Annotated in this window: 15 protein-coding genes; 11 read left to right on the top strand and 4 right to left on the bottom strand. The window is 27.1% G+C overall.

Translation table 11 applies throughout. The features are described 5' to 3' along the window. Position 1: 1 nt before the first annotated feature. The 6 genes from BM335_RS02830 to BM335_RS02805 all read left to right on the top strand — a co-directional run bounded on the left by BM335_RS02830 (position 2) and on the right by BM335_RS02805 (position 5,948). Positions 2-481 (top strand): Lrp/AsnC family transcriptional regulator, encoded by a 480-nt coding sequence (locus BM335_RS02830; protein WP_090222918.1) that lies wholly within the window; start codon positions 2-4, stop codon positions 479-481. 98 nt (positions 482-579) lie between these two features. Then, on the top strand, positions 580-2,583 hold the full coding sequence (locus BM335_RS02825) for an alpha-ketoacid dehydrogenase subunit alpha/beta (protein ID WP_090222915.1): 2,004 nt from the start codon (positions 580-582) through the stop codon (positions 2,581-2,583). A gap of 77 nt (positions 2,584-2,660) precedes the next feature. After that, a complete protein-coding gene (locus BM335_RS02820; protein WP_090222913.1) occupies positions 2,661-3,845 on the top strand; it encodes a PAS domain-containing sensor histidine kinase in 1,185 nt (394 codons plus the stop codon). Continuing rightward, on the top strand, positions 3,820-4,881 hold the full coding sequence (locus BM335_RS02815; RefSeq protein ID WP_090222910.1) for a response regulator: 1,062 nt from the start codon (positions 3,820-3,822) through the stop codon (positions 4,879-4,881). The genes BM335_RS02820 and BM335_RS02815 overlap by 26 nt, the downstream gene beginning before the upstream one ends. Before the next feature lie 108 nt (positions 4,882-4,989). Then, positions 4,990-5,433 (top strand): Hsp20/alpha crystallin family protein, encoded by a 444-nt coding sequence (locus tag BM335_RS02810; RefSeq protein ID WP_090222907.1) that lies wholly within the window; start codon positions 4,990-4,992, stop codon positions 5,431-5,433. 68 nt (positions 5,434-5,501) lie between these two features. After that, positions 5,502-5,948 (top strand): hypothetical protein, encoded by a 447-nt coding sequence (locus tag BM335_RS02805; RefSeq protein WP_143102373.1) that lies wholly within the window; start codon positions 5,502-5,504, stop codon positions 5,946-5,948. 403 nt (positions 5,949-6,351) lie between these two features. Here BM335_RS02805 and BM335_RS02800 read toward each other — a convergent pair whose 3' ends face one another. After that, positions 6,352-7,044 carry a pseudouridine synthase gene (locus tag BM335_RS02800; RefSeq protein WP_090222902.1) on the bottom strand — a complete coding sequence of 231 codons (693 nt, stop codon included), beginning with the start codon at positions 7,042-7,044 and terminating at the stop codon, positions 6,352-6,354. A 200-nt stretch (positions 7,045-7,244) separates the two neighbouring features. Here BM335_RS02800 and BM335_RS02795 point away from each other — a divergent pair, with 200 nt between their 5' ends. From BM335_RS02795 to BM335_RS02780, 4 genes are all read left to right on the top strand, one after another. Beyond that, the gene (locus BM335_RS02795) at positions 7,245-7,727 is read left to right on the top strand and encodes a lipocalin family protein (RefSeq protein ID WP_090223246.1); all 483 of its coding nucleotides are present in this window, start codon (positions 7,245-7,247) and stop codon (positions 7,725-7,727) included. Beyond that, on the top strand, positions 7,727-8,437 hold the full coding sequence (locus BM335_RS02790; RefSeq protein WP_090222900.1) for a YiaD family glycine zipper/OmpA-like lipoprotein: 711 nt from the start codon (positions 7,727-7,729) through the stop codon (positions 8,435-8,437). The genes BM335_RS02795 and BM335_RS02790 overlap by 1 nt, the downstream gene beginning before the upstream one ends. Before the next feature lie 110 nt (positions 8,438-8,547). After that, positions 8,548-9,315 carry a sulfite exporter TauE/SafE family protein gene (locus BM335_RS02785; RefSeq protein WP_245780594.1) on the top strand — a complete coding sequence of 256 codons (768 nt, stop codon included), beginning with the start codon at positions 8,548-8,550 and terminating at the stop codon, positions 9,313-9,315. 2 nt (positions 9,316-9,317) lie between these two features. Further along, a complete protein-coding gene (locus BM335_RS02780) occupies positions 9,318-9,497 on the top strand; it encodes a zinc ribbon domain-containing protein (protein ID WP_090222897.1) in 180 nt (59 codons plus the stop codon). A 5-nt stretch (positions 9,498-9,502) separates the two neighbouring features. On the opposite strand, the gene trxA is transcribed toward BM335_RS02780, so the two are convergent. Next, complete coding sequence (trxA, locus tag BM335_RS02775; RefSeq protein WP_090222895.1) at positions 9,503-9,796, bottom strand: thioredoxin; 294 nt, start codon at positions 9,794-9,796, stop codon at positions 9,503-9,505. Between the two features lie 45 nt (positions 9,797-9,841). Beyond that, the gene (locus BM335_RS02770) at positions 9,842-11,041 is read right to left on the bottom strand and encodes a multidrug effflux MFS transporter (protein ID WP_090222892.1); all 1,200 of its coding nucleotides are present in this window, start codon (positions 11,039-11,041) and stop codon (positions 9,842-9,844) included. A gap of 104 nt (positions 11,042-11,145) precedes the next feature. Between BM335_RS02770 and BM335_RS02765 the strand changes: the two genes are divergently transcribed. Then, complete coding sequence (locus tag BM335_RS02765) at positions 11,146-11,745, top strand: class I SAM-dependent methyltransferase (RefSeq protein ID WP_090222889.1); 600 nt, start codon at positions 11,146-11,148, stop codon at positions 11,743-11,745. Between the two features lie 711 nt (positions 11,746-12,456). On the opposite strand, the gene BM335_RS02760 is transcribed toward BM335_RS02765, so the two are convergent. Then, on the bottom strand, positions 12,457-15,330 hold the full coding sequence (locus tag BM335_RS02760; protein WP_090222887.1) for an NACHT domain-containing protein: 2,874 nt from the start codon (positions 15,328-15,330) through the stop codon (positions 12,457-12,459). Positions 15,331-15,380: the final 50 nt, after the last annotated feature.

The raw sequence follows: 15,380 nt of genomic DNA, 5'->3' as shown, positions 1-15,380 counted from the left end.
TATGAAAAAATTTATGTTAGATGAGATTGATCATCAAATTTTAGATATTCTTATTGAAAATGCAAGAACACCTTTTACGGATATCGCAAAAAGTTTAGTAGTTTCTGCAGGAACCATTCATGTGAGAGTGAAAAAAATGGAAGATGAGGGTATTATCAAGGGTTCAACACTTACGCTAGATTATGAAAAAATGGGATACTCATTTATATCTCATGTAGGTATTTATTTAGATAAGACATCTAAAACAATGCAAGTTGTAAACGATTTAAAAAAGATCCCTAACATTACAGTTGCTTATATTACCGCAGGAAAATTTAATGTTTTCTGTAAAATTAGAGCAAGAGATACTACACATGCAAAAGAAATTATTTTTGAAATTGATGATATTGATGGAGTTTCAAGAACGGAAACAATGATTTCTTTAGAAGAAAGTATTAATGATAAAACACGTTTAATGCACTCAATTTTTAGAGAGCTTTAAAACTAAAATAACATTTTAAAAATACCTTATCATTTTTTGTGATAAGGTATTTTTTTTTACTGCAATAGTGTAAATTTGATACAACCAATTTATATATAATGAGATCTCAATTAAATGCTGTTAACAAATTAGTTTATTTTCAAGGTAAATATTCAAATTCTGAATTGATAGATTTATACAAGTCTATGTTAAAACCTCGCTTAATTGAAGAGAAAATGCTTATTTTATTACGACAAGGTAAAATTTCAAAGTGGTTTTCAGGTATTGGTCAAGAAGCAATTGCTGTTGGCGTAACAAAGGCATTAAGTTTTGATGAATATATATTACCTATGCACAGAAATTTAGGCGTTTTTACCGAAAGAAATGTGCCTTTACACAGGCTATTTTCTCAATGGCAAGGTAAAAAAAGTGGTTTTACAAAAGGTAGAGATCGTTCTTTTCATTTTGGAACACAAGATTATAAAATAATTGGAATGATTTCTCATTTGGGACCTCAATTAGGGATTGCAAATGGTATATCGTTGGCCGATGTTTTAAAAAAGCAACCCAAAGTTTGTGCTGTGTTTTCTGGGGAAGGAGGCACGAGTGAGGGAGATTTTCATGAAGCTTTAAATGTTGCTTCGGTATGGAATTTACCAGTTTTATTTTGTGTTGAAAATAATGGATATGGTTTGTCAACTCCTATAAATGAGCAGTTTAAATGCGTTAACATTGCAGATAAAGGAATTGGTTATGGAATGGAAAGTTATATTATTGATGGTAATAATATTTTAGAAGTTTATTCTAAAATTACTGATATTGCTGAAAGTGTACGTGCAAACCCACGTCCAATTTTAATTGAGTTCAAAACTTTTAGAATGCGAGGACATGAAGAGGCAAGTGGTACTAAATATGTTCCTAATGAATTAATTGAACAATGGGCACAAAGAGATCCAATTGACAATTATCAACACTTTTTAAAAGGTAATAAAATACTTACGGATGAGTTGGAAGTATCTATAAAAGAGGAAATTCTTTTTGAAATAAACGATAATTTACAAATTGCTTTTGATGAAGAACAGCTTAAATCAACCATTGAAAATGAACTAAGTGATGTATACCAAACCTTTAATTTTAAAGAAATAAAACCTTTAACAAAAACTTCAAATATACGTCTTATTGACGCTATATCTCAAGGATTAATGCAGAGCATGAAACGTTATGATAATTTAATTATAATGGGACAAGATATTGCAGAATATGGAGGCGTTTTTAAAATTACAGATGGCTTTGTTGCGCAATTTGGAAAAGATAGAGTCAGAAATACTCCCATTTGTGAATCATCAATAATAGAAGCTGCGTTTGGTTTGTCAATTAACGGTATAAAATCTGTTGTTGAATTACAATTTGCAGATTTTGTTTCTTCTGGATTTAATCCTGTTGTAAATTTATTAGCAAAATCATATTACCGATGGGGACAAAATTCTGATATTGTTTTAAGAATGCCATGTGGTGCTGGAGTTGGCGCTGGACCATTCCATAGCCAAACTAATGAAGCTTGGTTTACAAAAACTCCAGGCTTAAAAGTTGTTTATCCGGCTTTCCCTTATGATGCGAAAGGCTTGTTGGCAACAGCAATAGAAGATACAAATCCAGTATTATTTTTTGAACACAAAGCTTTATACAGATCTATATATCAAGAAGTTCCAGAAGAATATTATACACTTCCATTAGGAAAAGCTTCGACAATTAAAGAAGGAAATGATTTTACAATAATTACGTATGGTGCAGGTGTACATTGGGCAATTGAAATAGTTGAAAAAAATAATCTTTCTGCAGAAATAATTGATTTAAGAACATTACAACCTTTAGATGTTGAAACTATTATTAAAGCTAGTAAAAAAACAGGTAAAGTATTAGTTTTACAAGAAGATACCTTGTTTGGTGGAATCGCATCAGATATTTCAGCTATTATTACTGAAAACTGTTTTAAATATTTAGATGCTCCTGTAAAAAGAGTTGGAAGTATTGAAACACCAATTCCATTCACTAAAAATTTAGAAAACAATTACTTGCCAAAAGACAGATTATATAATGAGATTATAAACTTGCTAAATTATTAAAGTATTTTCAGGTTATTGATTTTTATCATACAATTCCATTTTCATAAATTTTAACTTTAACAATAATTGCTGAACTTATGGAGTTAAAGGAAAAAATTGCATTTTACAAAGTATGTTTTGATTCAATGCAAGCAGGAATATTGGTATTTAACAATGAGCGAGATATTGTTTTGGCAAATATTCCTATTTCGTTAATTTTTGAATATTCTTCTGAAGAATTACGAAAATTTAAAGCTTGTAAACTTTTTAAAAACTGTGGTGTTTTAAAAAATTTTATTATACATTCTGACAAACAAAAATACAAAACACTTGTTGAGTTAATTGGTGTTAAAAAAAGTGGACAAGAATTTCCTGTTGAAGTCAGTTTTGGTAAAATTGAATATGAAGGCAAACCTTATTTTAAATTATTATTAACTGATATTAGTTTAAGAAAAAAACGTGAAAAAAAAATAAAATCTTTAAATTATCAACTAGAAGAAGAAGTAAAATTGCGGAATATTGAACTTGAACAAGTTATTGAAAAATTAAAAAAATCTTTAAGCAAAGAAAAAGAACTTAATTTTTTAAAAACCAAATTTATAGCACTTGCTTCCCATGAATTTAAAACGCCTTTAAGTGCTATTTTAAGCTCGACTGAATTAATGGCTAAATATGCCGATTTAAATAATTTTGAAAAACGTAATGAACATTTAAGTAAAATAAAATCAATGATAAATCACCTAAACAACATGTTAGATGATTTATTAACCCTTGAAAATATTGAGTCTGGTGAAATTAATTTAAACATCACAAAATTTAATTTAAATGATTTAATTAGAGATATTTACAAAAACAGCAAACCTTTATTAAAGAAAAATCAACAATTAATTTTTAATAATAATGATGATAAAGAAATTTATCATGATTATAAAATTATTACCATAATTCTTACAAACCTACTATATAATGCTATAAAATATACCAATGAAGATGGCTCAATTAAAGTTGAAATTAAATCAAACAAAAAAAACATTTATTTCACAATTGAAGATAACGGAATTGGCATTCCAATAAATGAACAAAATTTAATATTTACCAGATTTTTTAGAGCAAAAAACGCATTGTATTATCCTGGCACAGGCATTGGATTAAATATTGTAAAAGGATATATTCAAAATTTAAATGGAGCAATTTCATTTGAAAGTACTGAAAATAAAGGCACAATTTTTAAAATTCAATTGCCAAAATTAAATACCTATGAGCAAGAAAGTATTACTAATTGAAGATGATAGAATTGTAAGGGAAAATACTTCCGAAATTTTAGAACTTGCCAATTATAAAGTTAAAACTGCAGAAAATGGTAAAGTGGGCGTTTTATTGGCAAAATCTTTTTTACCTGATATTATAATTTGTGATATTTTAATGCCTGAACTTGATGGATATGGAGTATTACAAATTGTATCAAGAATACCTGAGCTTGACCAAATACCGTTCATTTTTTTAACTGCTAAAACACATCATCAAGATTTAAGAAAAGGAATGGAATTAGGTGCTGATGATTATATAAACAAACCTTTTGAAGAATCGGAATTATTAAGAGCTGTTGAAACACGGTTAAAAAGAGTAGAAGCATTTGAAAGTAAAATAAAAAGTAAAAATGAAATTCCATTATTAAACAATAAAAAAATAAAATCTAATATAGATATTAAAGATTTTGATCAATTTTTAAATCAAAAACCAATTTTTAAATATAAAACTGGCGAAACAATTTATTGTCAAGGAAACCAAAGCAATCACATTTTCTTTATAAAAAAAGGCAATGTAAAAACTTATAAAATAAACGAAATAGGTAAAGAATTTATTACTGGGATTTATACTGACCAGCAATATTTTGGCTATGCATCATTTGTAAAACAACAGCCTCATGCAGAATATTCTGAGGCAATTACAAGCACACAGTTGTATAAAATAAATAAAGATGAAGTTGCTGCAATTATAAATAATAATCACCATGTTTTATATCAATTTATAGATTTTTTGGTTGAAAAAACGGTTTCATACAAAAACAAAATGTTATTATTAGCTTACGGTTCAGTTAGAAAAAAAACTGCAGAAGTTTTATTAAGTTTACAGAAAGATTTTTTATCAAATTCTAAAAATGAAATAAGCATTAGCAGAAGTAATTTAGCCGATTTAATTGGTGTTGCCAAAGAAACTTTAGCTAGAACTTTACACGATTTTAAAGTCGAAAATTTAATAGATTTTACTTCAAAAACTATTACTATTTTAAACAAAAATGCACTTCAAAAAGTACAATAGTTATTAAAATTATTGACAACAATCAACAATAACGATGATTACAATCATTGCTATTTTTACATTCTCAGCGTAATTTAGACTCACAAAAGTTAAACTAAATTTTTTATTATGTCATTAATAAAATTTAACCGACGTTTTCCTATGTTCGATGCTATGTTTCCAGAAATATTAGACACCGATCGCTTATTTAACGAGGATTTAGTTTTAAAAGACAACTGGGTTCCAGCAATTAATGTAAAGGAAAACAAGAATGACTTCGAGATTGAAGTAGCTGCGCCAGGTTTTTCAAAAAAAGATTTTGAAGTAACCATTACAGATGAAATTTTAACAATTTCGGCTGAAAACAAAAATTTAAAAGAAGAAAAAGAAAAAGATTATTCACGTAAAGAATTTTATTACAATTCATTTAAACGCTCATTTACATTACCAAAAGTAATTGATTTTAAAAAGAAGATTGATGCTAAGTATGAAAATGGTGTTTTAAAAATTCATTTGGAGAAATTGGATGTTTTAAAAAATGAAGAACATAAAAAAGTGATTGAAATAAATTAGTCTTCTTTTATTAAACCCAAGAAATCCTTGAGTTTCTTGGGTTTTTTAAAATTTTAAACATGAAAATTATGAAAACGCTCATTCCAAAACAAAAAACACCTTTTTTAAAAGACGGTATTGAAGTATTACACGCAAAAACCAATAAATGGATTTCTGAAATTGAATTTATAAAAATTGAACAAGACTTTTTAAAAGAAATGCTTTCAGAGCATATTATTAGTTTGTGTGAAATGGAAAATTTTAAAACTGCGAAGCTTTTCTTAAATGGTGTTGAGCATGAGGAAAAATTAGGTGCAAAATTACTTGCTGATATTCAAGATCACAAAATGAATTTAGCATTGTTAATGGAAAACATTTATTTGAAAAAAGAAGACGATTTTAGAAAAAAACACGAAGAAATTAAAATTGAAGTTTTTAACTATATACAAAACTTTAAATATATAAAAGAACAAGTATTTAAATTAGTATTGCACATAATGAAAAAGGAGAAAGCTCAAAAATTACTTTCTAAATAATGCAAGTAAATTTGAATATTTAACCGTTTTCAAATTTTAGTTCTTTGAAATTTTACAGCAATTTAATAGTTAATTATCTAAAAACATAAATTTTAAGTAGCTATTAAATTAGCAATTTGTAAGTCAAGTTAATTATTGGGGTGAGATTTATTTGGTTAATAATAATTGAAATTGTAAAATTTTGAAGTAGTAAAATATGTAGAACATAAGTTTGAAAGCGGTTTTTTTTTAACATTAGATATTTTCCGTTTTTAAATTTATTCTTAAAAACTGTTTCATTAAAATTCAACTATTTAGCCATCCATTGTGGTCGTGACAATTAAAAAAGCTAAATAACATATTTTAAACTACATACGTTAAAACAGTTAATTTTAAAGTTTAAATTTAAAAACGGTTTTTTATTTTAAATATTCCAATTAAATTTTTCAAATATTTTATACCAATCATCAGGAAAATTAGCTTTTAAATTTAATTGTATTCCTGTAAAAGGATGTTTAAATTGTAAAGTGTAAGCGTGTAAAAAAAGATTGGCACAGGCAAATTCAGTTTCAAACATTCTATTATGAAATCTGTCACCATATTTATAATCACCTATAATTGGATGACTAATTTTATTCATATGAATTCTTAATTGATGCATTCTCCCTGTTGTTGGAATTAATTTTACCAAACTATATCTAGAATTTTCATAAGGATGTACAGCAATATCACATAAATAAGTTGCTAAAGGCTCACATAAAGTTTCAGCATCTTTGTAAACTTTGGTATCAGCATTTTTAACTGGAGAATTTATTACAATACTTTCGGTAAAAAAACCTCTAACAATTCCTAAATATTTTTTTTGAATGTCATTTGAATTAAATAAATCTTGAAAAACAACTACATTTTCCTTTTGTTTTGCCAAAACTAAAATACCCGAAGTTTTTCTATCTAACCTATGTATAGGGTAAAATGACTTATTAAATTGCTTTTCAAGTAAATCTAATAATGTAGCGTCTTTAATATTACGTGCGTAATAAGAATTATGTATTAAAATATTATTAGGTTTATTAATAACAATAATATAGTTGTCTTCAAAAAGAATTTCAATTTTCATGTTGCAAATATAGTAGTAAAAAATATTAATTTGATTGCTTCACAAAAATCATAAATAAACAATATATTTAAGTTTTTTTATGATATTGCTAAAATCAAATATGTGAATTTTATAACTATTTTATAATAAAATGTAATTTTTTATATGCATTTAACATGTACATTTGGAGTATATATTTAAACAATCTAAAAACAAAAAAAATGAAAAAAATAATAACATTTGTACTTTTAGTTTCAATAGTTTTTTCTTGTGGAACACCTAAAACGGTAATTCAGTCGAAAAAAGTTATCAAAGGATATTGGACTTTAAGTGAAATTACTTACAGTGAAATGGGAACATTTGATGTAACTTTATTAAATGATGCCTCTAAAGAGTGTTTTATAGGAAGTACTTGGCAATTTATTCCGAATAATAATAGCGGAATTTACACTATTAATGATGCACATTGTGTGCCAACAGGTGATCGTAATTTTATTTTTACTATTCAAGAAGTAGATGCCAATACTGGACTTTACGATTTTTTACTAAAACCTACGAATGTTAAAGGTAAATCCGAAAATGATTTAGGGTTTAGACTTCAATTAACACAACTTTCAGAAACTACCATGAGATGGGAACAAACTATTTCAGTAGAAGGAAAACCATTTAAAATTTATATGAACTTTAATAAAATTAACGAATAATGAAAACAATTTTAAAAAAAATAGCAATTCTTACATTATCATTAACTGTAGTGATAAACTTAACAAGTTGCAACGCAACAAAAAACGCAAATAATGCACAAAAAGGCGGTGTAATTGGTGCAACTGGAGGAGCAATTTTAGGTGCAATTATAGGTAATAACACAGGTAAAAAAGGTAATGGAGGTGAACTTGGTGCTGTAATTGGTGGTGTTGTAGGAGGAACAGCAGGTGTTTTAATTGGTAAAAAAATGGATAAACAGGCTCAACAAATTGAAGAAGAAATACCAGGAGCTACAGTAGAAAGAATTGATGATGGTATTGTTGTTACTTTTGATGAAAATAGTGGTGTATTTTTTGAAACTAACAAATACAATATTAATGCAGAATCTGATATGTTATTAACTAAATTGGCAAATATTTTAAAAGAATATCCTGATACAAACGTTTTAGTTGTTGGACATACTGATAGTTCTGGTGCAGACGCTTATAACATGACACTTTCTAGAAATAGAGCACAATCTGTAACCAATTTCTTTACTTCAAAAGGTTTGAGTTCTAATCGTTTTGTAACCAAATGGTTTGGTGAAGAACAACCAATTGCTGACAATACAACAGCTGAAGGTAGAGCAAAAAATAGAAGAGTTAATTTAGCCATTATTCCTAATGAAAAAATGAAGGAAGATGCAAAAGCAGAAAGTGGAGAAAATTAAACCAAATTAAAAGTTTTTTAAAAGCTGTTTCTTTAAAAGAAACAGCTTTTTTTATTTCAGAATTAACATTCAATTTAAGTACCTTTAAAACTTCAAAAATTAGATATAATTTGCAATATTTTACAGAAATTTTAGCACCATATCATTTATCAGTTTTAAGTTTTATTGTTGCATTTTTGGCAGCCATCTTATTAGGCATAGGAAAAGCAGGAGTTAAAGGGCTTGGCGTGTTAATTGTGCTTTTGATGGCTTTTGTTTTTGGTGGAAAATCATCTACTGGAGTATTAATTCCATTAATGGTAATTGCAGATATTTTTGCAGTAATTTATTACCACAGACATACGCAATGGCACTACTTAAAAAAATTACTTCCAACAATGTTTTTAGGAGTTTTAATAGGAGTGTGGGTAGGAAATGATATTTCTGAAGTACTTTTTAAACAAATAATGGCTGTTTTTATTTTAATTACAGTTGCAATAATGATTTGGATGGAAAAAAAGAAAGTTACTGACATTCCAAAGCATTGGACTTTTGCCAGTGGAATGGGACTTTTATCTGGTATTACATCTATGATTGGTAATTTAGCCGGTTCATTTGCCGATATTTACTTTTTAGCAATGCGTTTACCAAAAAATGAATTTATAGGTACAGCAGCTTGGCTGTTTTTTATTATAAACGTATTTAAATTGCCTTTTCATATTTTTGTTTGGAAAACATTAAACTTAGAAACATTCAACTTAAATTTATTAATGATTCCAGGAATAATTGCAGGTTTTTATATTGGTGTTACTGTTTTAAAAAAAATAAACAATCAACTATACAGAAAATTAATTTTTATAGCAACTGTAATTGGAGCACTATTAATTCTGATTAAATAATTATGGAAGAACACTTTTTTCAATGTCCGTATTGTTGGGAAGAAGTATCTATTTTATTAGATCCTTCGGTTAAAAAGAATGTATTTATTGAAGATTGCGAAGTTTGTTGCAATCCGTTAGAATTTTCAGTTCAGTTTGAAAATGAACAATTAATAAACTTTACAGTCAATCAATTTCAATAAAAAAATCATTCGCTAATAACTTGTTTTAACTGACTTAAAGACATCATTCCAGATTGTCTGAAAGTTTGTTTTCCATTTTTAAAAACCATAAAAGTAGGAACACCCTGAACCTGATACTTTGCAGCTAACTCTTGGTTGCTATCTACATTTATTTTTATAATACTTACAGTATCTTTTAATTCGGTTTTTAATTGCTTTAAAATAGGAGCCATATTTTTGCAAGGTCCACACCAGTCAGCATAAAAATCAACTAAAACAGGAACTTTTTGATCGATAATTTCGTTGAATGATTTTTTCATTTTACTAAACTTTAAACAATACTTAAAGTTACAAAATATTCTATATTAAACATTTTTTTTTGATGCTTTTAAATAAAGCAATAACAGAACGGAAAGAAATCCACAAATTGAAAACCCAACAAATATTGGTAGGGCAGTAGTAGCTGTAAATTTTCCGATAAATATACTAATTGGAACAGCCATAATAGTAGAAATAAAACCTGTAATTGCAGCACCAATACCGGCAATATGTCCAACAGGTTGCATAGCCAATGCTCTTAAATTTCCAAACAAAAATCCGATAGAAAAAAATTGTAATCCAAAAAAAATCAATAAAATATAAATAGGAGGGTTGGAAGTATTATAAAAAAGAATAACATATAATAATGACACACTAAAGAAAGAGAATAGTGCTATGGTTACTAATTTCTCCATGCCATATTTTATCACAAGCGTTCCGTTTAAAAAAGTTGCAGTTCCAATAGCAATAGCCAAACCAGCAAATATATAAGGAAACTCATCCATCAATAAATATTGTTCCTGAAAAATATGTTGTGAAGTGCTTAAATACACCATAAACGAGCCAGTAATAAACCCAGAAATAACTGTAAAACCAACAGTTGCTTTCGATTTATAAATTTCTTTTAGCCCATTTACAAAAACATATTTTGAAAATTTTACACGGTTTTCTATGGCAAGTGTTTCAGGTTGTCGTTTCCAAAACCAAAAAGTAATAAGCACACTAAATATTAGTTGTATGTAAAATATAGCTTGCCAGTTATAATGATTTAAAATAAATTGCCCCATAGCTGGTGCAACAATTGGTACTAAAATAAAAACAACAGTTATAAACGACATAATACGCGCCATATAATCGCCACTAAAAGTATCTCTTACCATAGCAATACTAATTGTTCTTGGTGCTGAAAGTCCAATTCCTTGTAAAATTCTACCAAAAACCATTACTTCTAAACTTGTTGCTGATACACAAATAAGACTGGCAATAATGAAAATTCCAAATCCTAAATATACAATTGGTTTACGTCCAATAGTGTCAGAAATTGGTCCAAATAGTAAAGGACCAATCCCTAATCCAAGAAAAATCATTGTAATTAACAGCTGATTATCAGCTGATTCTGAAGTGCCAATTGTAAAACCTATAAAATTTAATGCTGGTAATAAAGCATCTATCGCTAAAGCTACAATAGACATTAATGAAGCCATTAAAGCTATAAATTCAAATTGTGATGGAATCTTTTTTTGCATGCTGCAAATGTACAGTAATTGTTGAAGTTGAAAAGATATTTTATAATTGATATAAACAATTGCTTCATAAGAATTTGTAATTTGCAACTTAGAAAAATAGTTATATGGATATAGGAATTATTAAAGATGCAATAAGTGGTACTGATATTTATATTTTAGACCAAATTTTAAAAAATAGGTATCAAACTGGAGATTCAATATTAGATGCAGGTTGTGGGAATGGTAGAAATTTAAAATGGTTTTATCAAGCAGGTTTTGAAATTCATGGAATTGACACTGAATTACAAAGATTAAACTTTTGTAAAGGATTGTATGCAACACAAAAAGAAAATTTTATCCAAGCAAGTATTAGTGAGTTACCATTTAAGCAACATAGTTTTAATCATATATTATGTAATGCAGTTTTACATTTTGCTGAAGATTTTAATCATTTTTTAAATATGTTTGAAGAATTATTACGTGTATTAAAACCAAATGGAAGTTTATTTATAAGAATGGCTTCCGAATTTGGAATTGAAAACCAGGTTGAATTATTAAAAAATGGAACTTACAATTTACCAGATGGTTCAACAAGATTTTTATTAACCAGTACTGTTTTAGAAGATTTAAAAAATAACAAACGAATTATGTTGATAGAAGATGTAAAAACAACGATTGTTCATAATAAGAGGAGTATGACAACATTGGTAATAGAAAAGTTATAAAAGAGTTATGGTATACATCAAATTAAATATTCTATTTAACATAATGTAAATTATAATACATATTAATAATATTATTTTAGCCAATAGCTGAAGCAATAATTAAGAATGAAAGCGCGCTGGGAATTGCTGTATAGCTGTATTTCAGACTATTTAGTGTAATGTCATAAATAAACAGGCTAATGTTTATATCGATAGATAATGTGTAAATATCCCAGAAGCCTTTAATTTTATTACACTCTCTATATTTATTTTTTAAAGCTGTGTTCGTGATTACTTCGTAGTTGCTACTATCAAGCACTTTATTAATTAGTTAAATAGAATTTAAAGTACTTAATATAGATTGTAATTGTTAATAAATAAATAAATAAATACACATTATAAGCCTAAATTCATTCTTTTTTGTACTTTTATCTGAGTGCTTATAATCACTTATTTCTAAGCTATTTAACTATTATTGTAAATATAGTACATTTTTATACTATTTTATCTACATTGTTTTATCAAATTATCTACATTAATTTAAAGTATAATATACTTTATTAAAAAGATCTATACGTATCTTTTATAAGATTTATTAAATGGTTGTACAGAGTTTATTAATATAAATTACAACGTTTAATATATATAAGCACACTCACCTATTGTTTTAGCCATATTATCATAGTCTTATTCTTATTTTATATTGAAAGAATAATTAGCAATTCACTGACTTCAGATGTATTGTTGATAATCTATTTCTTCCACTCCAGTAATATCATCAATAGTTTGAAATAAAGGGATGAAATGTCTAAAATATTCTGCTTTTTTAAGTGATTTTATATACTTTGAAAATTTAGTTTTCAGACCACTTGAGTCTTTAATTTTATATAAACCTGGAATTCCAGAAGGCTTTACTAGTTCATAATTAAGTAAAATTTCATCGTCAAAATAATGTTCTATTGCTAAATAGAAATGTTCTCTTTCTTGTTTTACATATAATTCTCTAAACTTTGGAATAGGGAGTTTTAAACCATAAATATTAGCATCTTTCATTTTTTTAACTCTTTTGTAATCTTTGTAAAAGTCAAACTGTAATCCGTCAAATTGATTGATACCCTCAGTGTCATGGTCAAATAATCCAATAACAAAAGTATTATCGAGGGCAAGAGGTTTTGCCTTGTCTAATATAAACTTCACTTCTTTTGCTCCACCACTTTTGTTACCAGCAGGCTTTACTTTCCAATAAGGTATTTTATTATTTGTGAGTATTGTAAATGCGTGTTCTAAAATTTCTGCATCCGTAGATCCCTCAGTAATCAATGTAATTTTTTTATTAGATTCTATTAAGTCAAGATTAGAAAACCTTAACCTATTGGCTGGCAATTTAATCAAATCTTTAGTAACATTTTTCATTTTAAGATAAGCTTTACCCAACTGTTGCTTAATATCTTTATGATCTGAACTGCTATTGAAATATAGTGCAAATTCAGCAACTGTGACTAGATATGGATCCTTAAGTATTGAAGTTTCATCTAATAGTTTTTGAAGATATTGGGAATTACTAATCCTTTTCGAGTGGAAAATGGCAGCTATTGTTAATAGTTGATACCCTGTACTTGTTTCACCTTCTTCTTTATACTTTTCTAATAATCTATTAAAAGCTAAACTTAAAGGTTCAGAAAGTGTAGATGATAAAAAGTTTAAGTAAAAGTAGTACATATTAAAAATTGATAATGCCGGAAGTCGCATTTTCTTAAATAATAAAATATCCCCATCCGAAATAATTTTTTTATACCATTCGTGAAGGATTAAGCTTTGATTTAAAGACAATAAAACAGCTTCTTCTCTAAGTTTATTATCTGTTTGATATAAAGCTTGCAATAAATAACCAAGTCCTAATATTGCATTATTATGCTCTTCTAACTTTGATGCTTCTTTAATTTTTTCTATGATATTTCTAAGGAAATCAGGCATATCTTTTGACTGACCAGCAAAAAATATAGCTACGTTTTGCCAGTTTAAATCAAGGAAATTATCTACTAAATCTTTTTCCAAATTTCTTTTATGTTTGAAAATTTCTAAAGAAGCGTAATATTCTAGAAATGATTTATGTGAAAAGTTGACGTATTCTTCTTCTTCAATTTTTAATATACCAGAATTATCTATAAAAAAATGTAGAAATTCTTCAATTACTTCAGTTGCTACACTACTTGATTTTGCTTCAAAATACTCTTTAAAAAATTTAACAAAATTTATCTTTGAAAATGGTCGACCATTATTGTTTTGTAAGATTTCTAGAGCATAAATAGATAAAATGCGTTCTCTGAAATTAAAGTCAATTATGTCAAACTTTTTAGTTGCAGTAATCTTTCCTAAAATAAGTTGATTGAAGTTATCGTAAATGTCAGAAATTGTAGCAGGTATCTCATAATTTTCCTTTTCATAAACTAATGCAATAAGAGATAGTGAAAGCGGTGTTAATGGCAATCTCTCTAAAATCCTATGATCTTCCAAAGCATCAATTAGATTACTTGAAATACCATTATCATTAAAGAATCTTGAAGTAAATTCTTTTATCTGAGTATCATTAAACTTCCTTAATTGAAAAAAACTAACATCTTTACAGTATGAGTTTATTTTCCCTGTTTTTATAGATCTGGTCGTTAATATATAGCGAATATTTTTAGACTTAGATAAATCATTTAGCTGTTCAACCACATTTATTTGTTCTTTTTCTTCAAAATCATCAATATTATCAATTAATAATAAGATATTATAAGATTGAATAATTTCATTCCAATCACCTGGAACTTTATCTTTTAATAGTTTTGTAGAAGCTGCCTGAATATTGAAATCTGAATTAAAAAGTAATATTGGAGAAATAAAAATAGGTAGTGTTTTTAATTCTTGCTGTTCTTCAATTTGAAGTCTACCTATTTCTTTTAATAAAGTACTTTTGCCAGAGCCTGTATCACCTTCAATAACACAAGACTTTGTCCTTTTCATAATATCAATTTCTTGAACTCTATTAAGTTGCGTGCTATTACTTTCTAAATCACTTTTAATTTCAAATATTCGAGGTTTTACATAAATTTCAATAAGCTTTTTGGCCTTAGCCTCAAGTCCTTGTATATTTAGTAATGCAGATTTTTCGACCATTTCTTCTAAAAAATATTTTTCATAACTTACTAAATCAAAATTTTCATACATCCAAAAGTTAGGAAAATGAGACTCTATTAAGTCTGATAAACTTTCTCTTTGCATAATTTCTAAATTGAAATTAATAGCTCCATTTATTGTGCTTTCTACAGATTTAGAAATACTAAAACCTGAAATTAGCATCATCGAATTAGGATTTGTTGCTTTGTGTGCTAACTTTAGTTTTTCTATTAATTCTTTTGCTTCTACATTGCTTCCTGAAAGAATTTTTTGATAAAGATAAAAGGTAGTAGTTAATACAGACAACCCCTCTTTTGTTTCACCCGTGATGATATTAACGGTGCTGCTTTTTAAATTTTTATATCCTTCTTTTTCCAAAAGACTGAAAACGACTTCTTTCAACCTTAATATTGAAAGTGTTTCTAACTGATTTGCCTTTATATTCATAGTTTATTTTTTATCTTAACAAATATAAGAATAATCTCATTCCACACACA

It is taken from the genome of Lutibacter maritimus, from assembly GCF_900116115.1.
GTDB classification, from domain to species: Bacteria; Bacteroidota; Bacteroidia; order Flavobacteriales; family Flavobacteriaceae; genus Lutibacter; species Lutibacter maritimus.
Note: the sequence above shows the minus strand (reverse complement) of the source record. Positions and strands in the feature narration are given on the sequence as shown.